Origin of the sequence: Hoeflea algicola (genome assembly GCF_026619415.1) — a bacterium.
Lineage (GTDB): Bacteria > Pseudomonadota > Alphaproteobacteria > Rhizobiales > Rhizobiaceae > Hoeflea > Hoeflea algicola.
In genome coordinates, this window is record NZ_JAOVZR010000001.1 from 975,401 (window position 1) to 999,649 (window position 24,249).

A 24,249-nucleotide genomic window follows, 5' to 3' on the forward strand; every position below is an offset into this window, starting at 1 on the left:
AATGAGATGTTCTGAACCGGCTATTCCGCCGGCGCCACCGGCCCGCTCGGAATCCGTTTGTCGCCAGGCAAACCAGGCATTCCGGCAGCCTCCGGGTGCTGCGCCACATAATCTGCCTTCAGCCTCTCCGACCCCTTGCGTGATCCGTCGTGACTCCATCCGGGCGGCGCGAACAGATAGGCCAGCCTTTGGATCAGCGTCAGCCCAGGTCGTACAAAGTCACCAAACATGTCGACCCATTCATGGAATGCAACCTTCACCGGATTGTATGTGCCGATGTTCTTGACGATACCGTAGCGCGGCATGTCCTCATCAAGCTCCGGCACAAAGGTGCCAAACATCCGGTCCCAGATGATCAGCGTGCCGGCATAGTTTGAATCGAGATATCGCGGATTGGTGGCGTGATGCACCCGATGGTGCGACGGCGTGTTGAAGATCCACTCGATCGGTCGCCACATTCGGCCGATTGCCTCGGTGTGAATCCAGAATTGATAGACCAGGTTCAAACCGCCGACGAACAACAGCAGAACCGGATGGAAACCCATAAGCGCCAGCGGAATCCTGAGGATGAACATCCCGGTGAACGTACCGGTCCAGCTTTGCCTGAGCGCGGTCGAAAGATTGTAGTGCTGGGAAGAATGGTGGTTGACGTGTTCGGCCCAGACCCAGCGGCAACGATGGGCAATGCGGTGATACCAATAGTAACGCAGGTCATCGAGAATGAAACACAGTCCAATCACCCACCATGATGTCCCCAGATCGGTGATTCGGAATTCCCATGCCCACATCAGCACCCCGAACGCAACGAAGCCGAGCAGCAGGCCGGAAACCACATTTCCCACCCCCATCAACAGCGAGGTCAGCGTGTCGCGGGTCTCGTAATCACCGCGCGCCTTGAAAAGGCGAATGACCAGCAATTCCAGGAGCATGGCGATCACGAAAAACGGGATCGCCAATTGGGTCACATCCGGAAAATCCTTCAGATCAGGCATTCTGCCCCTCCTCCGGTCCTTCGATTGTCGGACTTGCCAAGGCAAATCCGCCGCACAACCACAACGAGACTTCCGCCGCGTCTTCGGCCGATTCGAACACGTAATCGCCGCCGCGCAGGGTTGAATCATGAAACTTCACCGACAGGCCCGGGCGGCCCTCGACTGCCGCCACCGCCACATCGCCAGGCTCGATCAACCGCGCCACATAGTGCCGGCCCATCAGCTGCAGAAATCCAGTCTTGCCATCGGCCAGCCGCAAGAAGCTGCCGACGCCGTCTTCGGTCATGATAACCGACCGTATCGCCTCGCCCGGATAGGCCCGCGCAAATTCGAGAATCACCTCGCCATGATCTCGCGTATCCTTCCGGCGCGATCCGCCGGTATAATGCACGACGCCAACGACCAGCATCACGCCGATGGCCACCACTACGATCAAGACACCCAGACTCATGATTTTCCTCCGCCTGACGCAACTCCCATCTGCGTCAATCGCGTCCGACTATGCCGCGCCAATTGACGCCGTGCAAGCCGTCCACAGTCGCCCGCGAGTTTTGCGCCATTCGCCCGGTCTGCTAGCAGACGGTTTTGGGTCAAATTATCAGATGCGGCCGCTGCGCGCCGCGCGCCAAAGCCGCCATTGCCTTTGCCATTGCGGTGGCTGCGGTGGCGATTTGAGGCAGTCCGATCCGAGCTTTTCTGCCCGCGCGAGCACCGGTTCCACCAGAGCCACCGGAAGATAGGCCGCACGCACGCTGGCCGGGCTGTCTGATATCGCCGCGCGCGCCAGCCGCAAATGATCCCGGCCAAAGCCGGCAAAAGCCCGCACCGCAGCTGAAACCGCAGTCTCATTGTCGCCAGCCAGAAATTTTTCGCGGTCAAATCCCGTGGCGGCAAGCAGATCGCCCGGCACGAACACCTGCCCGCGCGCACGCGTTAGCGGCAGCATCATCAGGTGTCCGGCGACCGCCTGGGCCACGCCGGCATGGCCGCTTGCAGTGGCAGTGTCGGCGGATGCCTCGGCGTCAATCAGAAATGCAGACATCTGCAACAATGCCGAGGCCGTTTCCCCAGCATAACCTTCATAGCTGGTTCGGTCCGGCATCGGGTCATCATAGAGATCGAACAGGCGCGCGTCGCACATCGCCATCAGCGGTGCGAGCGGTAGGCTGCGCCGGGCAATCATCGCCATCAGATTACTGGCAACCGGGTGCGCTTCGGCCTCTCCGGCGCGCTCGCCCGACAACACATCGCGCCACCATTGCAGCCGGATCTCGCCCGGCAGCGGGTCGCGGATCCTGTCACGGATCGCGGCAATCTCGGCGTTGAACAGCATTAGCGCGGCAAGATCGGCCTGTGCTGGAGGCGGCATCAACAATAGCGCCAGATAGCGGTCGATATCGGCCGCGCGCAGCGCTTCAAGCGTGGTCTGGTCGGGGAGCGGGGAGCTCGGTGCGGTAGAGGAAACGGGGTTTACCATCGCTCAGACAGCGATCAGCGCAGCCGCCACTGCGCGCGATTCGGCAAGCATCACATTATAGGTGCGCACCGCCGCCCCAGTACTCATCGGGTCCGAGGATATGTTGGCGGCCCGCAACGCCGATTTCAACTCCGCGGGCAGCGGCCGTATAGACATTCCGGTCCCCACCAGCAGGAATTCGATGTCGCCGGCTTCCGCCAGCACCTGCGCAAACAACGCCATATCAAGCGGTTGATCCGGCTCCACCTGCCAGCCATGGATACCCGATGGCAGGCACAGGATGGAGCCGCGATGCGACATGTCGGCAAACCTAAAACCGCCATTGCCATAGGCGTCGATCGGCGCCCGGCCCGGGAAATGCGCTTCGCGTATCTCGATGCCCCGGGCCATGGCTCAGGCCGTGCTCTTGTCAGTTGTTGTTTCAACCTCGCTGGGCTCTTCCACATCTAGTCCGACACGGAAATTATCCGCACGGAGCTTGAACAGGATGAGCACCGGTGCGGCGATATAGTTCGATGAATAGGTGCCTACCACCACACCGAAGATCATCGCGAAGGTGAACGACCGGATCACTTCGCCGCCGAAGATGTACAGCGCCGACAACGCCAGCAATGTTGTCACCGAAGTCAGGATCGTTCGCGGCAGCATCTCGTTGATCGACCGATCAAGCAGAGCCGGAAGAGGCATCTTCTTGTATCTTCGCAGATTCTCGCGCACCCGGTCATAAACCACCACCGTGTCATTGAGAGAGTAGCCGACAATTGTCAGCACCGCCGCAATACTTGAAAGGTTGAACTCGATCCCGGTGATCACGAAAATGCCAATCGTCAGCACCACGTCATGGATGGTGGCAATCACCGCGCCAAGCGCGAACTGCCACTCGAACCGGAACCAGATATAGACCAGAATCGCCAACAGCGAGGCGATCACGGCAATCGTGCCGGCTTGCGCCAATTCGCCCGACACAGTCGGTCCGACCACCTCGACACGGCGAATGTCATAATCGCCCTCGAGTTCGCCACGCACCAGCGTGATTACGGTCTGCTCGGCGTTTTCGCCGCCGCCCTGGGCCTGAACACGGATCAGCACTTCGCGTGGCGTCCCGAATTCCTGCGCCTGGATATCGCCCAGATTAAGCTCGGAAAGCCGCGCGCGGATGTCACCGACATCGGCGTTGCCTTGCTTGGACTGGACCTCGATCATCGACCCACCCATGAAGTCGATGCCGTAATTCATGTTGACTGTCGCAAACAGTCCCAAAGCCAAAAGCGATGCCGCGGCCGAGGCAATGAAGGAATACCGGCGAAACGACATGAAACGGAAACTGAAATCCCGAATAAACAGGTCGAGCGCGCCTTTGGGCATGGCCTTGGGGCGTCTGCGCCTGACCCATTCAGCAGCCAGCCACCGGGTCAGGGTGAAAGCGGTAAACACGGTCGTGACAATACCGATAGCCAGCGTGATGGCGAAACCGCGCACCGGGCCTGTACCGAGATAGAACAGGATGACAGCAGCAATCAGCGTGGTCACGTTGGCGTCAAGAATGGTGGCGAAGGCCTTGCTGAACCCCGCATCGATGGCTTGAATCAACGATCGTCCGGCCCGATGTTCCTCACGAATGCGCTCATAGATCAGCACATTGGAATCGACCGCCATACCAACGGTCAGCACGATACCCGCAATACCCGGAAGGGTCAGCGTCGCCCCAAGAACAGTGAGAAGCGCGATGATCATGCAGACGTTGGCAATCAACGCCAGATTGGCAATGAAGCCGAGCGTGCCGTAAGCAACGAACATGAATGCCAGCACCAGCAACGCACCGATTATGCCGGCGATTTCACCGGCAGCAACTGAATCCGCACCCAGGCCAGGTCCGACCGTACGCTCTTCAATCACGGTGAGCGTTGCCGGCAATGCGCCGGCACGCAGAAGAATGGCCAGATCATTGGCGCTCTGGGCGTCGAAACTACCCGAAATCTGACCGGTTCCGCCCAGGATCGGCTCGCGGATCACCGGCGCCGAAATCACCTGCTCATCAAGTACAATGGCAAATGGCAAACCAACATTCTGGGTGGTGGCCTGGCCAAAACGCTGGCCGCCCTTGGAATCGAAGCGGAACGTGACCACCGGCTCGTTGGTGCGCTGATCGAAACCTGCTTGCGCGTCGACCAGGTTTTCACCCGACACCAGAACCGATCTCTGGATCAGGTAGGGAATCGGCGGATCATCTGTGGAATAGAGCACTTCCGAGGTTGCCGGCGGGCGACCTTCGATTGCTTCCTGCACCGACATCGAACTGTCGACCATCCTGAACGCAAGCTTGGCGGTCTGGTTAAGCAGGTTCTTGAGCCGCTCGGGATCTTCCAGCCCAGGAACCTGAACCAGAATCCGGTCGGCGCCCTGCCGCTGAATCACCGGCTCGGTGGTGCCGAGCTCATCGATGCGCTTGCGTACCACTTCGATTGACTGCGCCACTGCTGATGACACCCGGTAATCAATCCCGGCGTCGGTCAGAAGAATGCGCAAAAAACCCGGCTGGCTTTCTTCCTCAATGGTCGCCTCAGCTACCGTGCCGCCGCCAAACAGACCCGAATTTATCGGCTCCGAGAGTTCAGCCAGAACCGTCTTGGCTTCCTCTATGCGCGCCTCGTCGCGGATCTCGCACCTGAACCATCTGCCCGGTGCCCGACAAGCCGGTGTAGCCGATCCCGGCTTCACGCAGCAACCGGCGCACGTCATCCACCGTGGTGGTCAACCGGTCCTTGACGATGTCCTGGCGTTCAACCTGCAGCAGCATGTAGGAGCCGCCTTGCAGGTCGAGCCCGAGCGTCATTTGCTTGGACGGGGCCCATTCAGGCAGGCTTTCAGCCTGTTGCGACGTCAGCAGATTTGGAAATGCAAACACCACGCCGGCAAGCACAGCAAGCCAGATCAGGGTTGTTTTCCAACGGGAAAAATACAGCATAGTGCTCTCGGTTCATCCTTGGGGACGAAAAAGGTTCAAGTATGGCCTGACACAAAAACGGGCAGAAACACTCCTACCCGTTCATTTGTGGCTATTCCTTGACGGGTTCGCTCTTGCTGCGAACATCCGCGATCAGGCTGCGGACCAGCCGGACCTTGACGCCATCGGAAATCTCGACTTCCAGTTCGGCATCGTCAACAACCTTGGTGACCTTGGCGATCATGCCGCCGCCGGTAACGATCTGGTCGCCACGGCGCACGTTCTTGAGCATTTCCTCGCGCTTCTTCGCTTGCGTACGCTGCGGCCGGATGATCAGGAAATACATGATCACGAAGATCAGCAGAAACGGCAGGATCGACATCAGCATCTCGCTGCCGCCGCCACCCAGGGCGGATTGGGCATAGGCCGGGGTCACAAACATAAAACACTCCTTGAGAAAAGTATGGGCGTCCCAGCGGGCCCGCCAACAGTCGAGCGGAATATAGTGGCAACATGGCCGATTGCAACGCAAACATGGCAAATGGTAGCGTGAAATCCCCGCGGCAAACCACTTTTCCGCAGTGACACCGCGTGCTACCCGCTCGCAGTACCCGCCCCGCAGACAAATTAGCCCCCGGACATCAACATGCAAGACGAAACCGCACGGCAAATCCTTACCGAGCTCGCCCGCCTCACCCGCGCTGTGGAATCACTTGCGGGGCCAAAGCCCGCAATCAGTGATTTTCAGGCAGCAGACTGCTTCATTTGGGACGCAGAGGCCGAATACCTCGCACCGGTGGGCAGACCCAACCGGATTGAAATTGACCTGATCAAGGGCGTCGATCATGTCCGTGACATCCTCGTCGAAAATACCCAGCGCTTCGCCGGCGGCCTTCCCGCCAACAATGTGCTGCTCTGGGGCGCACGCGGCATGGGTAAATCGTCGCTGGTAAAATCCGTCCATGCCAAACTTGCAGCCCAGGAAGGCCTACCGGCACCGCTCAAGCTGGTGGAAATCCACCGTGAGGACATAAACTCGCTGCCCGCTCTGATGTCGATCCTGAGGCCCGCACCCGGCCGTTTCATCCTGTTTTGCGACGATCTTTCCTTCGATCATGACGACACGGCCTACAAGTCACTCAAGGCAGCGCTTGATGGCGGTATCGAAGGCCGGCCGGACAATGTGCTGTTATACGCCACCTCCAACCGCCGACATCTGCTGCCGCGCGACATGATGGACAATGAACGCTCTACGGCAATCAATCCGCATGAGGCCGTCGAGGAGAAAGTCTCGCTGTCGGATCGATTCGGTCTCTGGCTCGGCTTCCACAAATGCAGTCAGGATGAATATCTCGACATGATCACCGGTTATGCGACCCATTATGACCTGAAGATCAATCCGGACGAACTGCGCGCCGAAGCTCTGGAATGGTCAACCACACGCGGCGCCCGGTCCGGACGCGTCGCCTGGCAATTCATCCAGGATCTTGCCGGACGTCTGGGACAGACCCTCTGAGACACGGCGCGCAGCCACAACGAAAAAAGGCCGGCGTTATCAACGCTGGCCTTTTTTGCACTTTTGCCTGGAGGGCAATTATTCGAGATAGCCCATCGGATCGACCGGTGAGGCGTTCTTGCGGACTTCGAAATGCAACCGCGGGGTCTTCGCCACGCCGGTCATGCCGGAACTTGCGATCACCTGACCGCGCCCGACCTTGTCACCACGATTGACATTGAGCGTATTGGCGTGCGCGTAAACCGTTACCAGCCCGTCATCGTGGCGGATCAGCACGGTTTTGCCGTACTCCTTCAGGCCATCGCCGGAGTAGATCACCACCCCGTTTTCAGCAGCCTTGATCGGCGTCCCCGTCGGCATGGAAATGTCGATACCGTCGTTACGCTTGCCGTTTTCGTTCTTTGCGTAGCCGGTGATGACCTGGCCGCGGGCCGGCCAGCGGAACTTGTCGATACCGGTCGCGGCAGGTGCGATCGAGGCCACATCTGCATTGGTTTTTGCGGCCACACCGTCCTGCGCCTTCTGGGTCGGCGGCGTATAGGCCTTTGGCGTCGAATCCTGCTTCACCGAAGCCGTCACCGTTGTATCGACTGCGCCCGAACCCTTGCCCGGAATAGCCAGCGTCTGGCCGATTCGGATATTCGAACCCGAAAGGCCGTTGGCGGCTTTCAAAGCGTCAACGCTTACCCCGTGATTGCGGGCGATCTTCGACAGAGTGTCGCCGCCCTTGACGGCATAGACACCAGCTGACGAGGAATTGCCGCCCGACGCCGCAGTTTTCTCGGTCACCGGCTGTGAAGCGGACTGAGATTCGGCGTTCTCGGGGTTGCGCAGCGACGGTGCTGACGGCAGCACGGCGACATCGCGCCGCGGGGCCGGTGTGGGCAGCGGAATCTTGTCCTGGCTCGCTTCGCCACGCAGTCCGGCACCGGATTTGGAGGCGCGGGTCTTGGGATTGCTGTCCGGTGCGGACACCGGCGCCTGACGCGAATACACATACACCGGGATCAACAACTGCTGACCGGCAGATACGCGCGAAGGGTCGCTGATGCCATTGGCCTTGATGATCTCGCTGGCCGGTACGCCATAGCGCTTGGACAGGTTATAAATGGTTTCGCCCGGACCCATTGTGATGCGGGTTGCACCCGTGGTTGTCCAGCCAGCATCGCGCGATGCTGTGCCGGTGACAATCGGATCCGGCGCCATTACCGGCTCAGCATTGTTGCTGAAGGTCGAGCTTGGCTGCACCGACGCGCTCAACTGTGCCGGACGTTCCGGGAAAGGCTGCGCCGCTACCGACGGCGCGACAGCGGCCACGCGTTGCGGCGCCGGTGTTGTAACCGCGGCTGTGCGGGTTGGCGCTGCAAGAGCCGGCAGAACCGCGGGCTGGCGCTTCGGCAGAACCGAACGCGCAATATCCTTGGTCCGCTGAACACCATTGCCGATCAGGCTCGAAGGCGACGTAGTCTGCCGAACCACGGATCCGGTAACCGAACCGGTCGCGGTCGGGTCATAGCTCGCCTGGGCCGGCGCCCGGTAATCGCCCGGAAATGCCTGTGAAACTGTATTTGGTGCTTGGGGATAGGCCGATGCCTGCGCGGATCCGGAGGCAACGGCGCCTGGAGGAATCGGCGCACCCATCGGCGCCAGCGAAGCCGAAGACGGCTGCGGCACTGAGGCGGTGTACAACTGATCCGCATTTTTATAGGCGAAACGGTTTGCATCCGAACTGCAAGCTGCGGCGGAGCTTGCCAGAAGCGCGACGCCGAGCATTCGGGTTACCGAAGTACCGGAAACAACAGTCTGTCTGAGACGCATAACACCACCCAATCAACGCAATACCAACTGTGATGATTAAAGCGCGTTAGTGTTACTCATCGGTTAAAGTCGCAGGATTCCGTGGATTTCAAGCCCAGAATCGGGTCACAGCGCCGCCGCGATTCCGGGAATGAAGGCACGGTACGGCACTTCAAAAAGGTCCTCCCGCTCAAAACGGCTACCGATTTTCGTCAGCCGCGCCATCCGCGCAGCCTGACCATCTTCCGACACAATTGGCGCCAGCATGATTCCGCCGGAGGCGAGTTGATCAACGAACTGGCGGGGCATTGCGTCGAAGGCGCAGGTTGCAATGATCCGATCAAAACTCCCCTCTCCGCTTACCCCCTTGAGGCCGTCGGCCTGGCGGGCCATCACGTTGCCAAGTCCCAGATGAGAGAAACGCTGTTGTGCAAGCTGAATCAAGGTCTTGTAGCGGTCAATCGTCACCACGCGTTCGACCATGCGCCCGGCCACCGCCGCCAGAAAACCGCTTCCGGTACCGATATCGAGCAACCGCTGGCCGGGTTCGATTGCCAGCGCGGAGAGACATTTGGCAACCAGACGCGCACTCTCGGCAAAACCACCGCAATCGATCGGCAGCAGGCGATCGTGATAGGCAGCATCGGAATAGGCTGCAGACAGAAAAAGCGTGCGCGGTGTTTGCTCAAATGCCGTCAGCAGTTCCTTGTCGGCAAGTCCTTCGGCACGCAGCCTCAGGAACAGGCCGGCAAATCCCTCTTTTTCCAACAACCGCACATTCACCGGTCAATCTCTCAATGCTTTGGCAATCTGATCCTGCACCGCATGATGGGTCAGATCCAGCTGCAGTGGCGTCACGGAAACATACCCGTTAGAGATCGCCTTGATGTCGCTGTTGGCTTCCGTCTCAAAATCCCGGCGGCCGAATTTCAGCCAGAAATATGGGAACCCGCGCCCGTCACGGCGCTCGTCAATCGACAGCGCATGGGTCATCACTCCCTGATCGGTCACGACCACGCCCTTGACGTCTTCCACGGCACAATTGGGGAAGTTGACGTTGAGCAGGGTTCCCTTCGGCAGACTGAGACCGATGAGTTTGCGCAGCAGCGCCGGCGCCAGCGTTTCGACCACATCCCACGGCAGCACCCTGCCCTCATCGAGCCGGTAGGCCTGGCTGATGGCAATCGACCGCACGCCTAAAAGCGTGCCTTCCATGGCCCCGGCGACGGTGCCGGAATAGGTCACGTCATCGGCAACATTCTGCCCGGCATTGACGCCCGATAGAACCAGATCCGGCGCCTGATCCATCAACTTGCGGATCGCCATGATCACACAATCGGTCGGCGTGCCGCGCAGCGCATAGGTCTTGTCCTTCACCTTGCGCAACCTCAGCGGTTCGGAAAGCGTCAATGAATGGGCAAGCCCGCTCTGGTCGGTTTCCGGCGCAACCACCCAGACGTCGTCGGAGAGCGTCCGGGCAATGCGCTCAAGCACCTCAAGCCCCTCGGCGTGAATGCCGTCGTCATTGGTGATGAGTATGCGCATCATGTGATCCTTGCCGCAGCTGTCAATTCGGGTTTTCAATTCGCGTAAGGCCACCCATATACATGCGCAGCGCATCCGGAACGGTGATCGAACCATCCTTGTTCTGGTAATTTTCCATCACCGCGATCAGCGCCCGACCGACGGCGACGCCGGACCCATTGAGCGTATGGACAAAGCGCGTGGCCTTGTCGCCCGGCTTGCGGCAGCGCGCATTCATGCGCCGCGCCTGAAAATCGCCGCAGACCGAACAAGATGAAATTTCCCGATAGGCCTTCTGGCCCGGAAGCCAGACCTCGATGTCGTAAGTCTTCTGGGCGCCAAACCCCATATCACCCGTGCACAGCACCACGGTGCGATAGTGCAGCCCCAACCGGTTGAGCACGGCTTCCGCGCTCGCGGTCATCCGCTCATGTTCTTCAAGCGAGGTTTCCGGCGTGGTCACCGAGACCATCTCAACTTTGCTGAACTGATGCTGCCTAAGCATGCCGCGGGTGTCACGGCCGGCCGATCCGGCCTCGGAGCGAAAGCATGCCGTCAGCGCGGTATAGCGCAGCGGCAATTGCTGCTCATCGAGAATTTCGCCGGCTGCCATATAGGTCAGCGGCACTTCCGCCGTCGGAATCAGCCAACGGCCGTCCGTGGTGCGAAACAGGTCATCGCCAAATTTCGGCAACTTGTCGGTGCCGTATGCCGCGGCATCGTTGACCAGCAGCGGCGGGTTGACCTCACGATAGCCATGCTCGCCAGTGTGCAAATCCAGCATGAACTGGCCCAGCGCCCGCTCAAGCCGCGCCAGCGGTCCAGACAGGATGGTAAACCGTGCGCCAGACATTTTCGCCGCCCGCTCGAAGTCCATCATTCCGAGCGCTTCGCCAAGTTCGAAATGCTCCTTGGGCTCAAACCCGAGATCGGGCTTTTTGCCGCCCAAGCGAATTTCAACATTGTCCCCTTCATCAGCGCCGACCGGCACTTCGTCGAGCGGGATGTTCGGCAGAACCGAAAGCGCATGCTTGAGCGCTTCGTCAAGCTCCCGCTCCTTGGCTTCGCCAGCTTGCAATTCGTCCTTGAGCTTGGCAACCTCGGCCTTCAGCGCGTCGGCCGCAGCCTGGTCCTTGGCGGCCATTGCTTTGCCTATTTCCTTGGAAGCGGCATTGCGGCGCTCCTGCAAGGCCTGCACAGCGCCGACATGGCTACGGCGTGCCTCATCGAGCGCCACCAGCTGTTCGGCTTGTGGATCAGCGCCACGTTTGGCGAGCGCCGCGTCAAGCGCCGCCGGGTTTTCTCGTATCCATTTGATGTCAAGCATGGCTGGTTCCGGAATTCGAATTTCCGCGTCAGCCTCGCAACCACGCCGCCTGATCAGACGGCGTGACGAACCTCCAGAACTCAGGCGTCCCCTTGGGGATCAGAGTCAGCCGATGATTCGGGATCATCTGCTGCCGCCGTGGCCTTTGCCGCGGCGCGCTGGCGCTCCACGAGACGGGCGCAATAGATGGCAATCTCGTAAAGAATGATGGTGGGCAGCGCAAGCCCGATCTGGGAGACCGGGTCTGGCGGCGTCAGCACCGCAGCTGCGACAAAGGCGGCGACGATGGCATATTTGCGCTTTGCTGCGAGGCCGACAGACGTGGCAAGCCCCGCCCGCGCCAGCAACGTGGTCACCACCGGCAACTGGAACACCAGGCCGAAGGCGAAGATCAGGGTCATGATCAACCCGAGATATTCCGAGACCTTCGGCAACAGCACGATCGACGCCTCGCCGTGGCCTCCGGTCTGTTCCATCGCAAGGAAGAACCACATCACCATCGGGGTGAAGAAGAAGTAGACCAGCGCCGCGCCGAGCAGGAACAACACCGGCGACGCCACCAGAAATGGCAGAAATGCCGAGCGCTCGTTCTTGTAAAGCCCCGGTGCTACGAACTTGTAGACCTGTGCCGCGATCATCGGAAACGCCAGCACCACGCCGCCGAACATGCCAATCTTGATTTGGGTGAAGAAAAACTCCTGCGGCGCCGTGTAGATCAATTCGATCTTGCGATCGGTCATCCCGGCCCAGTCCACCGCCCAGGTGAAAGGCTGCACCAGCATGTTGAACAACGGTTTGGCGAACGCGAAACAGACAAGAAATGCAATGAAGAAGGCACCGATCGCCCACATCAGGCGATTGCGCAGTTCCATCAAATGCTCAAGCAGCGGCTGCGGCTTGTCATCAATATCTTCGGTCAAGCCGAGCCCTCACCTTGTTTCGGTTTTCTGGCACGCGCAGGGGCCTTGGCCCCGCCCGATGGCTTGGCTGCGGCCTTGGTCGTGGCAGCCGGAGCATTCGACGACGATGGCTTGCTCGCTGCCGACGCCTTCGCTGCAGTTTTTCGGGCAGCAGGCTTCTCTGCCGGCTGAGACTTGGTCGCGGGCTTGGCAGCCGACTCAGTCTTTACCGCTGGCTTGACCGGCGTCTTTGCCCTGGTCGAAGTTTTCGCTTTGGCCGTGGCGCCCGATGGCGAAGCGGATTTCGACGTGGTCTTGTCACCGGCTTTACCCGCCGGAGCTGGCGCGTCGGCCTTGATCTCCGGTGGCCCATCCGCCAGCTTCATCGCCGGTGTTGGCACCGCCACATCCGGGACCGGTTTGTCCGCAGCAGCCGTTGACGGCGTCTTCACGGATTTTTCCAGGTCCGAACGGATTTCCTTGGCAGTATCCTTCAACGGATTGACCGCGTCACGAATGCTCTGCATCGGGTTGAGTTTGCGTGCGCTGTCAAACGTCTTCTTGACATCGTCAAGATCCGCTTCCCGCAACGCCTCATCGAACTGACCCCGAAACTCAGATGCCATTGATCTGAGTTTCTTGGTGGTCCGCCCGAAGGCGCGCAGCATCGGTGGCAGGTCTTTCGGACCGACCACGATTATCAGCACAATGGCGACGACCAGAAGCTCTGGCCAACCAATATCGAACATTCAGGCTTCTCCGCGCCCCTCAGGACAATGGATTTGGGCGGATCAGCCGCGATCCTTGGCTTCTTCGGCCTTGCTTTCGACCGTCTTGGCCTCAACCGACTTGGCATCGGGTGCGGTTTCTTCGTCGCCCATGCCCTTCTTGAAGCTTTTGATGCCCTTGGCAACATCGCCCATCAGTTCCGGGATCTTGCCGCGACCGAAAAGCAACAGAACGACGACCAGAACGATAAGCCAATGCCAAATACTAAAACTACCCATGAAACTCTCCTCTAAGGATTCTATCTTGATTTAAGGTGTTTATCCGTTTGTTTCAAACACCAAAATGTCTCTCTCGTTAACAGATACAGAAACATCCCGCGCGCCGGGACGCAACTGACCTGCTCTGATGCGCGCATCGATTGGGTTTTCACCGCCTGCAACCACCAATGTCACCAACTCTTCAACGCCAAGAAACCGGCGCGCAACCACCCGTGCAGGCACGCCACACGGCGTCTCCGTTACCTCTAGACCCGGCAGCCGAACGGCGATGGCAACCGTCGTACCGTCAGAATGCCCAGGCGCCTTGACTGGCCCCACCGGGGTTTGCGCGATTTCACCCTGGACGATGCCGTCAAACACATTGATCTCCGAGAAGAACCCGGCGGCAAACAGGCTTGCGGGACGGTGGTAAAGATCCTCCGCCGTTCCCACCTGCACCAGCGCGCCATCCCTGAGCAGGGCAATCCGGTCGCCCATCCGCATGGCTTCTTCCGCATCATGGGTGACGACAACGGCCGTGGCCCGCGCTTCCCGCAAAATTGCCAGGGTTTCGGCGCGCACGCTGTCCTTGAGCCGCGAATCAAGTCCCGAGAAGGGCTCGTCCATCAACAGCACCGCTGGTCGCGGCGCCAGCGCCCGCGCCAGCGCCACCCGTTGCTGCTCGCCGCCCGACAGCGCATGCGGGTAATTATCGGCGTAATGGACCATGCCGACCCGGTCCAGCGCAGCCATCGCCTCGCGCTTGGCGTCAGCCGATGACAACGCGGTCAGGCCAAAGCGGACATTGTCGAGAATGGTCAAATGCGGAAACAGCGCAAAGTCCTGAAACATCAGGCCGATGCCGCGACGTTCCGGCGGCAGATTGGTGACCGGTCCGGCGATTTCGCGGTCATTGAGGAAAAGCCGGCCGCGGCTCATGCGCTCGATTCCGGCCGCGATCCTCAGCAAGGTGGTCTTGCCCGATCCCGACGGTCCCAACAGGCACAGAACTTCGCCAGGTTCGGCGGCAAGCGTCACCCCGTGCAGCGTCGGCTGCTCACCATAGGCATGGTGGACATCCTCAAACGCCAGGCGCGCGGCGAAGGTTACACCTGCCGTCCTGCGCGCGTTTGCCGTCCTTGTCTGCTGGTTCACGATGGTCGGGACCCTTGCCGTCAGCAACACTGTACCCGGTTCACAACCGGGCCCGCGTGCTTAGTCCTCCGCTTCACCCATCGGTGTCAAGAGTCCAAGTTCTTCCAGATCCATTTGCGTGATCGGATCTTCATCCTCAGTGAGGTCATCATTGGCCGACAGAATCGGTGGCTGGAAGTTCGACGGAACCTTGCCCGACAGCAAGCCCGCCCCCTTGAGTTCGTCCATGCCCGGCAAGTCACGCAGGTCTTCAAGTCCGAAATGATCGAGAAACGCGGCCGTGGTGCCATAGGTCACGGGACGACCCGGCGACCGGCGGCGGCCGCGCATCCGCACCCAGCCGGTTTCCATCAGCACATCAAGCGTGCCCTTGGATGTGGCGACACCGCGCACGTCCTCGATTTCCGCCCGTGTCACCGGCTGGTGATAGGCGATGGTCGACAAAACCTCGAGGCCGGCACGCGACAGCTTCTTGATTTCGTTTTCTTCCTGACGGATCAGAAAGCCCAGATCCGCTGCCGTGCGAAACGCCCAGGCATCACCGACCCGCACCAGATTAACACCCCGGTCAGCGTAGCGGCGCGCCAGTTGCGCCATTACCGCATCGACGGCCACGTCATCGGGCAGTTTCGTCGCGATCAGTTTTTCGGCGACCGGTTCGCTCGATGCAAACACCAGCGCCTCGGCAATCCGCTCGGCTTCGCGAAGCGCGCGGTTCTTGAGCGCGTCGAGAGCATCCGCACCGGTTTCATCGTCCTGAGCCTGATCCATATCGCCGCCATAGGCCATCGCTTCACCGTAACCGGGATCCATTATCATGATCTGCTCCCCGCATTGAGACCGGCGCCTGACGGTCGTCGCATGAATATAGGTTGGAAGGCCCCCTCCTGGCGGATTTCCATTCGCCCTTCCCGCACCAGTTCCAGACTGGCCGCAAACGAGCTGGCAATCGCCGTCACCCGCTCCTCGGGGTCAGCGAGATAGCGCGCCAAATATTGGTCCAGCGCCGTCCAATCCTTGAGCTCGCCGATCAGCCGCGTCAGTATGACGCGTGCATCGGCGAGCGACCAGACCCGGCGCCGGGCGATCGTCACCTGGGTTATCATCTGCCGCTGCCGCTGCGACGCATAGGCCGTCAGCAGGTCATAAAGCGTTGCGTCGAAGCTCGAATTGAGGTCGATGACCAGCGGCTCCGGCGCGCCACGGGCGAACACGTCGCGCCCCAACCGGTTGCGATTGACAAGCCGGGTCGCAGCTTCGCGCATCGCTTCCAGCCGCTTGAGCCGGAACGCCAGTTGCGCCGCCATTTCCTCGCCGCTCGGCTCGTCGCCCTTCGGGCCCTGGGGTATCAACAAACGGGACTTGAGATAGGCGAGCCACGCCGCCATCACCAGATAGTCGGCGGCAAGCTCAAGTCGCAACGCCCGCGCCTTTTCGACAAAATGCAGATATTGTTCGGCCAGCGCCAGAACCGAGATCTTGGCCAGATCGACCTTTTGCGTGCGCGCCAGGTGCAACAGCAGATCAAGCGGGCCTTCAAACCCGTCAACATCGATCACCAGGAAAGGATCACCGGTGGCCCGGTCGGCAGCGGCCGTGTCCCACACGGCATCCATCGGCGTTGTCACCGCGGACGCCTTGCCGGCTTCACTGCTGCTTTGTTGCCGGTTGCCGTTGCTCACTCAGATTGGCCTTTCAGCTGTTATGAGGCCGCCATCAACGCCTCGAATTCGTCCCGCAAGACGGTCTCATTGCTGTCATCAGCGGGCTTGAATGCCTCCATTGCCGCTTGCGTACGCCGCAGCGCCTCACCCGACAGGACCGGTGTGACCGAAATCACCGCTTCCATTTCCGCAGGAACGCCATTGCAGTGCAAGATGACATCGCACCCTCCGGCAAAAATTGCACCTGTCCTGGCCACGAAATCCCCAGAAAGCGCGTTCATCGACACATCATCGGACATCAAAAGCCCGTCAAACCCGATTTCACCCCGGATCACCTCTTCAATCACCTTGCGTGATGTGGTGGCGGGATGCTCAGGATCGATATCGGTAAAGACCACATGCGCCGACATCGCCATCGCTTCGCCTGCCAGCGCCTTGAACGGCGCGAAGTCGCGCGCTGACAATTCCGCCCGCGCAACATCGACCCTTGGCAATTCATGGTGCGTATCGGCACCCGCCCGACCGTGGCCGGGAATGTGCTTGATCACCGGCAGCATGCCACCGGCCTTCAGGCCTGCTGAGGCTGCCGTACCCATTGCCGTCACCACCTCCGGCGTCACGCCATAGGCACGGCTGCCGATCACCTCGTGGCCGCCTGGCGCGGGGATATCGAGCACCGGCAGGCAATCAACTGTGATACCAAGCGGCAGCAGGTCGAATGCATGCAGCCGTGACATGATCCAGGCCGCGCGCAGGCCCGCCTCAGGGTTGGCGAGATACAATGCACCGAGTTCCGCGCCCGAAGGGTATTGCGGTACCAATGGAGGCTTGAAGCGCTGCACACGGCCACCTTCCTGATCAATCAGGATCGGCGCATCGGGGCGCGAAATGCTCTCACGCAGGTCGGCACACAGCTCCGTGACCTGTTCCAGGCTGACAATGTTGCGGCCAAAAAGAATAAAGCCCCAGGGCCGGTGCTCGGCAAAGAATGCGCGCTCCTCGACACTGAGTTGAGGGCCGGCACAACCGAAGATGACTGCTTTTGATTCTGCTCATCGGCCAATCGTAATCAATCCACCGACAATTGACAGTTTGCGTTCCTGTCAGCCCACAGGGATAGAACGGCAAAGGCCGCACAAACCATGCGCGGCCTTATTCTAAATCCCATTCTCAGACCGAACAGATATCAGCGCGACACGAAGCAACTGCCACCGGCAGACTTGTAACGACTGCACAATGCGTTGGCCTGATCGCGTGTACCGCCGACAACCCTGACGCGATGGAACACACCCTTGCCAGGAATGTCAGCCCGCTGGATGTCCACGTCACGCCCGCCCAGCATACTGCTGTAGCGATTGGACAGGGTTCGCCATGAAGCCTGTGCGCCATCGACAGTCGGCTGCGATGCGATCTGGACGTAATAGCCGCCCGGATTGGCCACGGGTGCGGCGGCAGGAGCCGGTGCCGAAGCAACTTCCGTGTCTTGGGCAGGCGCTGAAGGTGCGGTCGGTGCCGCAGCGACCGTGCCGCCCTGGGTCACTGTTCCCACCACATTGACTGGCTGATCTGCAGGCCGGCCCTGGGGAATCGGCGCGCGGATCTGCTGGGTGGTGACGACCCGCACCGGCGCGGTGGTGCCTGCATCGGGCGCTTCCACCGCGGCAACTTCTTCCTCGGCAGGCGCCGGGGCAGCTTCTGCCGGCACTGCCGCCACATCTGGCGCGGCAGGCACTGCGGTTTCGGCCTCAGGAGTCTGCTGGTTTGCTGCCTGCAAAGGTGCGGCTGCCGGTTCGATTTTCTCAGCCGCGACTGTGGCAGGCTGTGTCACCGGTTCCGGAGTCGGGTCCTCGCGGGCAACTATCGAGCCATCGGGTTTAACGATCATGGTGCGCACCTTGCGCGGCGATACCACCGGCGCAGCCTGTGTTGCTGATCCGGCATTCGCTTCAGATGTGCCATCTGCCGTCAACCGTTCTTCCGATTTCACTGCCGGGCTGCCGCGGCCCTCAAGTGGAAGCACGTCGGGATCGAGCGTGCGCTGAACCACGTCCACCGGCTCTTCAGCCGAATTGATCAATGCTGGCTGTCTGGGTTGCGCAGCATCACCACCAGCGACCCTGTCGTAAACCGCTTTGTCCTGATTGGGCACGGTTACCCCGCCCGGGTTCTCGGGCACCACCTTCACAGGTTCCTTGTCCGCCCGAATGATGCGGGGACCGCCATCCACCGAGCTATCGTCCGTCGACATCATGCTCCAGCCAAAGGCGCCCGCTCCGGCCAACACCGCGACACCAAGCACAACAAGTGCCAGGAAAGGCCCGCGTGACTCATTTCCGGCAGCCGGCGCGCCAACCATGCCGGTGGCGTATTCACTATCAAGCGGCGAGGGTTCATGATCGTCGCCTTCACCGTCGTCATAGGGCGGCGCAACATGGACATCATCAGCACCCAACTCACGTTCAAGCGCTATATAGTCGCCAGATCCCTCATAACCGCGCTCAGTGTTGACGTCTCGGCTCCAGTCGTGGGCCATACCGGTTGCGGCGCCAAGGCTGCCTGTTACAACTGATGCCGCAGCAACCTCGGAGTCAGGTGTATCGCGGTCGATGATATCGGCAAATTCCCGGTCGATCTCGTTGTCAAAATCCGGATCCATCGCCACCGGCTCATCATGGGCGAGTTCAGGTACATCAAAATCAGCGACTGCTTCGACACTGTCTTCCGGTTCGGCAATCATATCGGCGTCAAAAAAGAACCCGTCATCGTCCGAATGGGCTGATTGACTCGTCTGATCATCAGTCTCGAACCCGGCCAGCCAGTCACCCTGCGCGGGATCAGCCGTGTGTTCGGAGGAAAATTCGGTCGGTGTTTCAGTCGGATAATCAGCTTCGACGACAGACGTCTCGTTGGCAGATTCATGCCCTGCACCCGCATCAGAAACGTCGATCGTATCTTCGACAACGCCACCCAGCCCGAAAAACGCTTCCGCAATTTCGTCGCGTTCAGTCTCAGGCTGCGGCTCCTCCAGCAGTTCCTGCTCCAGCTCTCCATCGTCAGCAGTCACGTTGTCGACAGCCAGCAGTTCATGCGCCTGAGGTTCGAACTCCTCAAGTTCTGGTGCCGCAGCTTCGAACTCATGGGACGCAGGCAATTCGGGTTCAAACGACTGATCAGGCGCGGCTTCGGCCTCGACCACCGTCTCGGCCAGCACCTGTTCGAGATCGAATTCCAGATCATCGGACTCGTCAAAAGCAACCGGTGACAGGTCTACCGGCGCCGTCAGCCCGAACATGTCCTCGAGTTCCTCTTCCAGCTCCAAGGCAAGGCTGTCGTTGATGGCGCCTTCGCTCCAACCGCCATCCGCATATGCGCCAGTGGCGGCCGGCTCCTCTGCTATATCAGAAAGCAGCTCTTCGGCAGCTTCGTCAAACACCAGATCATCGCCATCCAAGGCGGCATCGTTCCAGCCGTCAACTTCCCCCGCCTGAGTGGCGGAATCGGGGCTATGATCGGGAACCGGCGACGGCACTTCATCCGCCGCTGGCGCATCCGACATTGCAACCTGATGCTCAAACACATCAAGTTCAGCCGACAGATAGTCTTCAAAATCGACGACGCCATCATCCATATCGGTATCGATGGCTGGTTCGGGAGGCATGTCCGAGCCAGCTTGCGCGTCGTCTATATTGTCCGACGTTGAATTGTACCCCTCCCAGTCCAGCACCGGCGCGTCGATCGGTGACGCCACATCGTCTGTCGGCTCGACGTCGGGGACGTCGACCACGTTGGTGTCATTGGCAACCAGTTCGGGGGCAACCAGTTCCGGGACAGACTGTTCCGGAGTGGCCAGTTCCGGATCAAGTTCAAACGCCGCCGCAAGGTCGGCGTCGGCATCCCCATATTCAAGGGTTTCAGGGTCATTCAACTCAGGCACATCAATAGCAACCGGCTCGTTGCTACCGCTGCTTGCTGTATGAGCCGGCAGTTCAAACCGGAACATGTCGGCAAGCACCTGATCATCAACATCGTCTTCAGCCACATCGGATGCCGCGGCCGGACCAAGATCACGCGATATGACCTGCCCCAGTTCGTCTGTCTCCGCGCCAACTTGATCGCCGACGTCATCATCACCGTCGTCCAAATCGGAAGCGTCAGCAATAAATGGCGTCTCCGGCCGGGGTTCCCACTCAGCTTCCAGTTCCGGCGCTTCCCAAGCCCCGAATTCCGTCACCTCAGCGGTACCGGCTGTCTCATCGACTTCGTTCAAGCTGGCAAGATCCGGCATGAAATCAGCTACGGCCTCTTCGGCAGCAACCTGCTCCACATCGACAAACGCAACAGCATCAACCCCAGCCTCGGAATCGAAAGCAAACTCGGTCTCACCACCCATATTGGTCTCGGCATCGAGAACCGCATCGGCATCGGCATCGAAATTGGAATCGGGCTTGTTGCCCAGCCAGGCATCGGCCAGCACTGAATCATCATCAGACGGATCAGCAAGATCTTCGGCAGGCTCGGCAGGCTGATCCATGTCAGCGCCGGCGTCATCATCCGCATCACTCTTGGTGTCATCGGCATTGAGTGCTTCGGCCTGCATGGCAGGTTCGACAGCCGACACCACGTCGAGCTCGCGCATCAACTCTGCTTCGAGATCGAACGCGCTAGCCACCGGCTCGTTTTCGGCAGCGTCCGGAACAGACTGTTCGACAGGCCGTTCATAGCCGATGATCCGGGCGAGTTCCGCCAGCGGATCGTCGACTTCGACATCCGGCTCTTGGGTCCGGGTGTTGCTATCCAATTGATCAACCATGCGTCACTCACATACTCTCGCGAAATTTACTGCCAGAGTATTGTGGGGAAAAGGTGACGATTAACGCATTTCCTCCGGGGCATCAGTTCCCGTAATCATGAGACCTGACTTCAGCACCGAAGCAACCGCGTACACCAAACCCATTCTGGCAATTGTGGATTGTCGGTTTTTATCGTTAACAAACCGCAAACCTGGCTCATCACGCCCCTTGTTCCAGTGTCCATGCAGCAGACTTGCAAGGTCATAGAGGTAAAACGCCACCCTGTGCGGCTCCTGACCGGTGGCTGCCGCCTCGATCATCCTGGGGTATTCGCCAAGCTTGGCAATCAGCGCCAGTTCGCTCTCATGGCTCAGATCAGACAGGTCGGCAGCGGCCAGCGCCTCCGGCGACAGATCGAGATCGGGAAACACTTCCAACGCCTGCCGCATCACCGAGGCGCAACGGGCATGGGCGTACTGGACGTAGAACACCGGGTTGTCCCGGGATTGCTCGGTCACCTTGGCAAAATCAAAATCCAGCGTTTCCGAGCTCTTCCGGTACAGCATCATGAAGCGCACCGAATCGACGCCGACTTCATCAACCACGTCGCGCAGGGTGACGAAATCACCCGAACGCTTGGACATCCGCACCGGTTCGCCGTTACGGTAGATCTTGACCAGCTGGCACAACAGCACCGTCAGCTTGGCTTCTCCCGCCGAAACCGCCTTGGCGACCGCCTCGAGCCGCTTGATGTAGCCGCCATGATCGGCGCCAAGCACATAGATCATCTCTTTGAAGCCACGCTCGAACTTGTCGCGGAAATAGGCCACATCAGCTGCGAAGTAAGTGTAGCTGCCGTCCGACTTGATCAGCGGACGGTCGATGTCGTCGCCAACATCGGTCGAGCGAAACAGCGTCTGTTCCCGGTCTTCCCACTCTTCCGGCAACTGCCCCTTCGGCGGCGGCAGCTTGCCCTTGTAGACATGGCCCTTGAAGGTCAGGTCGTTGATCGCGTGCCGGATTTTCTTGGCGCCATCAGCATGCAGACTGCGCTCTGAAAAGAACACGTCATGCTCGACATTGAGCGCCTTGAGGTCAGCGCGGATCATCGCCATCATCGCGTCGATGGTCCGCGGCCGGATCAGCGCCATCAACTCGTCTTCGGGCATCTTGGTCAGCGATGGTCCAAACTCATCCGCCAGCGCCTGCCCCACCGGCACCAGGTAATCACCGGGATAAAGCCCCGCAGGGATCTCGCCGATCGTCTCGCCGAGGGCTTCGCGGTATCTCAGATAGACCGACCGGGCCAGCACATCGATCTGCGAGCCGGCGTCGTTGATGTAGTATTCCTTGGTCACGTCGTAACCGGCGAAACTCATAAGATTGGCCAGCGCATCGCCGACAACAGCGCCGCGGCAATGGCCCACATGCATCGGCCCGGTCGGGTTGGCCGAGACATATTCGACATTGACCTTGGCGCCAGCGCCAAGCGTCGAGCGGCCGAAATCTACACCGTCACGGAGTACAGTGCCGACAAGTCCCTGCCAGAAACGCGCGGTCAGCCGGAAATTTAAAAACCCCGGCCCGGCCACCGCCGTCTCGGCAACATCAGCGTTATCGGCAAATTGAGCAGCGATCATGTCCGCCAGAACCCGCGGGTTCATCCCCAGCGGCTTGGCCAGTACCATCGCCGCATTGGTCGAGATATCGCCGTGGGCAGGATCGCGCGGCGGCTCGGCGGTGAGTCGGAAAAAGTCCAGAGCACCGCCCTTTTCCTTAACGACATCAAGCGCTTCTACAGCCCGCTTGATTCTCTGTTCGAAGTCCTTGAACACATTCATGGCATAAGTCCGGATAGGGCAAAAAAGAGCCACGCGACAGCTGGCGGGCGAATTGACCGCTGCCTATCGCAATTCAGGGGTACGGTCAAACAAACGCCGGTGTGCAGCGATTGCATAGGTGTCGGTCATGCCAGACAGATAATCGCTCACCCGCTGCATGCGCAGCTCAGTCGGCAATTCCTCGAATCCCGCATGGCTGTGCTTATCGCCCATCGCGCCGGGATCGGCCATGAAGGCTGCAAACAGATCATTGACGATCAAGGTCGCACTTTCACGCACCCGCATTACTTCCGGATGCCTGTACAGATGGGCGTACAGAAAAGTCTTGATCTCGTGGTCAGCGGCAGCGAATTCATCTGAGAAATGCGCCATTGTCTGCCCCGCATGGCGGACATCGTCAGCTGATTCAGGCTTGGTCCGGGCAATATTGGCCTGTGTTACGGCAATCACGTCTTCCACCATCGCGGTGATCTGTCGGCGCATGATCTCGTTGATCAGCCGCGGCTCTTCAAGGTCCGGGTAACGCCCACGAACCTCCGCCATCAGGCGCGCGATCAACGGCAGCTCCTCAAGCATTTCCAGCGTGATCAGTCCCGAGCGCAGCCCGTCGTCAATATCATGGGTGTTATAGGCTATGTCATCGGCAATTGCGGCAGTCTGCGCCTCAAGACCGGAATGCGAGCCGAGCCACAGATCATGCGACGCATTATAGGCCATGATCGGTTCAGGAACCGGCGCCGTACCCGGCCCCGTCAGCGGCCCGTTGTGCTTGACCAGTCCCTCAAGCGTCTCCCAGGTCAGGTTGAGGCCGTCAAAATCGGCATACCGCCTCTCCAGCGTGGTGACGATCCTGAGCGACTGAGCATTGTGGTCAAACCCGCCTGCCCCGCTGAGCAGTTCGGCCAGCGCCTCTTCGCCTGTATGACCGAACGGTGTGTGGCCAAAATCATGAACCAGCGCCACCCCCTCGGCCAGATCCTCGTCAAGCTTGAGCGCTCTTGCCAGTGCCCTGGCAATCTGCGCCACCTCGATCGTGTGGGTCAGTCGGGTCCGGTAATGATCGCCCTCATGGGCCACGAACACCTGGGTCTTGTGCTTGAGCCGCCTGAAGGCTGTGGTGTGAACAATGCGATCGCGGTCGCGCTGGAACTCGGACCGCGTCGGACTTACCGGCTCAGCAAACAACCGCCCCCGGCTAGTCCAGGGATCGGCCGCCCATGGCGCGCGCGTACCGGTTCCAAACCCAAGCTGTGTTCTGTCGTATTCCATGGCCATCCCGTCAGCAGGCCCCGTCCTGCTGCATTGCAGGCGAGACCTGGCATGATTAGTCCCGACTC

The 24,249-nt window shown here is 60.1% G+C and carries 20 protein-coding genes and 1 pseudogene; 1 reads left to right on the forward strand and 20 read right to left on the reverse strand.

Going from position 1 to position 24,249, the window contains the following annotated elements; genetic code table 11:
- Positions 1-20 precede the first annotated feature (20 nt).
- The 6 genes and pseudogenes from OEG84_RS04885 to yajC all read right to left on the reverse strand — a co-directional run bounded on the left by OEG84_RS04885 (position 21) and on the right by yajC (position 5,855).
- Positions 21-992: a sterol desaturase family protein gene (locus tag OEG84_RS04885; protein WP_267652688.1), complete on the reverse strand. Its 972-nt coding sequence runs from the start codon at positions 990-992 to the stop codon at positions 21-23.
- Positions 985-1,443: a hypothetical protein gene (locus OEG84_RS04890; protein WP_267652689.1), complete on the reverse strand. Its 459-nt coding sequence runs from the start codon at positions 1,441-1,443 to the stop codon at positions 985-987. Before OEG84_RS04890 ends, OEG84_RS04885 begins: the two co-directional genes overlap by 8 nt.
- A 147-nt stretch (positions 1,444-1,590) precedes the next feature.
- Positions 1,591-2,469, reverse strand: coding sequence for a phytoene/squalene synthase family protein (locus OEG84_RS04895; RefSeq protein WP_267652690.1), 879 nt, complete (start codon positions 2,467-2,469; stop codon positions 1,591-1,593).
- Positions 2,470-2,472: 3 nt separating this feature from the next.
- Positions 2,473-2,859: an Mth938-like domain-containing protein gene (locus OEG84_RS04900; RefSeq protein ID WP_267652691.1), complete on the reverse strand. Its 387-nt coding sequence runs from the start codon at positions 2,857-2,859 to the stop codon at positions 2,473-2,475.
- Between the two features lie 3 nt (positions 2,860-2,862).
- A pseudogene (secDF, locus tag OEG84_RS04905) lies at positions 2,863-5,434 on the reverse strand (protein translocase subunit SecDF).
- Between the two features lie 91 nt (positions 5,435-5,525).
- Positions 5,526-5,855 carry a preprotein translocase subunit YajC gene (yajC, locus tag OEG84_RS04910; protein ID WP_267652692.1) on the reverse strand — a complete coding sequence of 110 codons (330 nt, stop codon included), beginning with the start codon at positions 5,853-5,855 and terminating at the stop codon, positions 5,526-5,528.
- A 204-nt stretch (positions 5,856-6,059) separates the two neighbouring features.
- Between yajC and OEG84_RS04915 the strand changes: the two genes are divergently transcribed.
- Entirely contained in the window at positions 6,060-6,929 is an 870-nt protein-coding gene (locus OEG84_RS04915) for an ATP-binding protein (protein ID WP_267652693.1), read from the forward strand.
- 78 nt (positions 6,930-7,007) lie between these two features.
- Here OEG84_RS04915 and OEG84_RS04920 read toward each other — a convergent pair whose 3' ends face one another.
- The 14 genes from OEG84_RS04920 to OEG84_RS04985 form a co-directional block, all read right to left on the reverse strand.
- The gene (locus OEG84_RS04920) at positions 7,008-8,747 is read right to left on the reverse strand and encodes a peptidoglycan DD-metalloendopeptidase family protein (RefSeq protein WP_267652694.1); all 1,740 of its coding nucleotides are present in this window, start codon (positions 8,745-8,747) and stop codon (positions 7,008-7,010) included.
- A 105-nt stretch (positions 8,748-8,852) separates the two neighbouring features.
- Positions 8,853-9,509, reverse strand: coding sequence for a protein-L-isoaspartate(D-aspartate) O-methyltransferase (locus tag OEG84_RS04925; protein WP_267652695.1), 657 nt, complete (start codon positions 9,507-9,509; stop codon positions 8,853-8,855).
- 3 nt (positions 9,510-9,512) lie between these two features.
- Positions 9,513-10,271 carry a 5'/3'-nucleotidase SurE gene (surE, locus tag OEG84_RS04930; RefSeq protein WP_267656088.1) on the reverse strand — a complete coding sequence of 253 codons (759 nt, stop codon included), beginning with the start codon at positions 10,269-10,271 and terminating at the stop codon, positions 9,513-9,515.
- 22 nt (positions 10,272-10,293) lie between these two features.
- Positions 10,294-11,577 (reverse strand): serine--tRNA ligase, encoded by a 1,284-nt coding sequence (gene serS, locus OEG84_RS04935; RefSeq protein WP_267652696.1) that lies wholly within the window; start codon positions 11,575-11,577, stop codon positions 10,294-10,296.
- Positions 11,578-11,657: 80 nt separating this feature from the next.
- Positions 11,658-12,497, reverse strand: a complete 840-nt coding sequence (gene tatC / locus OEG84_RS04940) for a twin-arginine translocase subunit TatC (protein ID WP_267652697.1) — start codon at positions 12,495-12,497, stop codon at positions 11,658-11,660.
- On the reverse strand, positions 12,494-13,225 hold the full coding sequence (tatB, locus tag OEG84_RS04945; protein ID WP_267652698.1) for a Sec-independent protein translocase protein TatB: 732 nt from the start codon (positions 13,223-13,225) through the stop codon (positions 12,494-12,496). Before tatB ends, tatC begins: the two co-directional genes overlap by 4 nt.
- 42 nt (positions 13,226-13,267) lie before the next feature.
- Complete coding sequence (locus tag OEG84_RS04950; RefSeq protein ID WP_267652699.1) at positions 13,268-13,483, reverse strand: twin-arginine translocase TatA/TatE family subunit; 216 nt, start codon at positions 13,481-13,483, stop codon at positions 13,268-13,270.
- 39 nt (positions 13,484-13,522) lie between these two features.
- Positions 13,523-14,617, reverse strand: coding sequence for an ABC transporter ATP-binding protein (locus OEG84_RS04955; RefSeq protein WP_425602822.1), 1,095 nt, complete (start codon positions 14,615-14,617; stop codon positions 13,523-13,525).
- A 60-nt stretch (positions 14,618-14,677) separates the two neighbouring features.
- Positions 14,678-15,388 carry an SMC-Scp complex subunit ScpB gene (gene scpB / locus OEG84_RS04960; RefSeq protein ID WP_267656090.1) on the reverse strand — a complete coding sequence of 237 codons (711 nt, stop codon included), beginning with the start codon at positions 15,386-15,388 and terminating at the stop codon, positions 14,678-14,680.
- 44 nt (positions 15,389-15,432) lie between these two features.
- Positions 15,433-16,233, reverse strand: a complete 801-nt coding sequence (locus OEG84_RS04965; protein WP_267656091.1) for a segregation and condensation protein A — start codon at positions 16,231-16,233, stop codon at positions 15,433-15,435.
- A gap of 86 nt (positions 16,234-16,319) precedes the next feature.
- The gene (nagZ, locus tag OEG84_RS04970) at positions 16,320-17,315 is read right to left on the reverse strand and encodes a beta-N-acetylhexosaminidase (protein ID WP_267656092.1); all 996 of its coding nucleotides are present in this window, start codon (positions 17,313-17,315) and stop codon (positions 16,320-16,322) included.
- 152 nt (positions 17,316-17,467) lie between these two features.
- Complete coding sequence (locus OEG84_RS04975) at positions 17,468-21,091, reverse strand: SPOR domain-containing protein (protein ID WP_267652700.1); 3,624 nt, start codon at positions 21,089-21,091, stop codon at positions 17,468-17,470.
- Positions 21,092-21,151: 60 nt separating this feature from the next.
- Positions 21,152-22,912 carry an arginine--tRNA ligase gene (gene argS / locus OEG84_RS04980; protein ID WP_267652701.1) on the reverse strand — a complete coding sequence of 587 codons (1,761 nt, stop codon included), beginning with the start codon at positions 22,910-22,912 and terminating at the stop codon, positions 21,152-21,154.
- 63 nt (positions 22,913-22,975) lie between these two features.
- A complete protein-coding gene (locus OEG84_RS04985; RefSeq protein ID WP_267652702.1) occupies positions 22,976-24,181 on the reverse strand; it encodes a deoxyguanosinetriphosphate triphosphohydrolase in 1,206 nt (401 codons plus the stop codon).
- Between the last annotated feature and the right edge of the window lie 68 nt (positions 24,182-24,249).

Excerpts from the sequence above, each read along its gene's own strand:
- OEG84_RS04885 (WP_267652688.1), bottom strand. The coding sequence starts at position 992 with ATGCCTGATCTGAAGGATTTTCCGGATGTGACCCAATTGGCGATCCCG.
- OEG84_RS04890 (WP_267652689.1), bottom strand. The coding sequence starts at position 1,443 with ATGAGTCTGGGTGTCTTGATCGTAGTGGTGGCCATCGGCGTGATGCTG.
- OEG84_RS04895 (WP_267652690.1), bottom strand. The coding sequence starts at position 2,469 with ATGGTAAACCCCGTTTCCTCTACCGCACCGAGCTCCCCGCTCCCCGAC.
- OEG84_RS04900 (WP_267652691.1), bottom strand. The coding sequence starts at position 2,859 with ATGGCCCGGGGCATCGAGATACGCGAAGCGCATTTCCCGGGCCGGGCG.
- yajC (WP_267652692.1), bottom strand. The coding sequence starts at position 5,855 with ATGTTTGTGACCCCGGCCTATGCCCAATCCGCCCTGGGTGGCGGCGGC.
- OEG84_RS04915 (WP_267652693.1), top strand. The coding sequence starts at position 6,060 with ATGCAAGACGAAACCGCACGGCAAATCCTTACCGAGCTCGCCCGCCTC.
- OEG84_RS04920 (WP_267652694.1), bottom strand. The coding sequence starts at position 8,747 with ATGCGTCTCAGACAGACTGTTGTTTCCGGTACTTCGGTAACCCGAATG.
- surE (WP_267656088.1), bottom strand. The coding sequence starts at position 10,271 with ATGCGCATACTCATCACCAATGACGACGGCATTCACGCCGAGGGGCTT.
- serS (WP_267652696.1), bottom strand. The coding sequence starts at position 11,577 with ATGCTTGACATCAAATGGATACGAGAAAACCCGGCGGCGCTTGACGCG.
- tatB (WP_267652698.1), bottom strand. The coding sequence starts at position 13,225 with ATGTTCGATATTGGTTGGCCAGAGCTTCTGGTCGTCGCCATTGTGCTG.
- OEG84_RS04950 (WP_267652699.1), bottom strand. The coding sequence starts at position 13,483 with ATGGGTAGTTTTAGTATTTGGCATTGGCTTATCGTTCTGGTCGTCGTT.
- scpB (WP_267656090.1), bottom strand. The coding sequence starts at position 15,388 with ATGGATCAGGCTCAGGACGATGAAACCGGTGCGGATGCTCTCGACGCG.
- OEG84_RS04965 (WP_267656091.1), bottom strand. The coding sequence starts at position 16,233 with ATGGATGCCGTGTGGGACACGGCCGCTGCCGACCGGGCCACCGGTGAT.
- OEG84_RS04975 (WP_267652700.1), bottom strand. The coding sequence starts at position 21,091 with ATGGTTGATCAATTGGATAGCAACACCCGGACCCAAGAGCCGGATGTC.
- argS (WP_267652701.1), bottom strand. The coding sequence starts at position 22,912 with ATGAATGTGTTCAAGGACTTCGAACAGAGAATCAAGCGGGCTGTAGAA.
- OEG84_RS04985 (WP_267652702.1), bottom strand. The coding sequence starts at position 24,181 with ATGGAATACGACAGAACACAGCTTGGGTTTGGAACCGGTACGCGCGCG.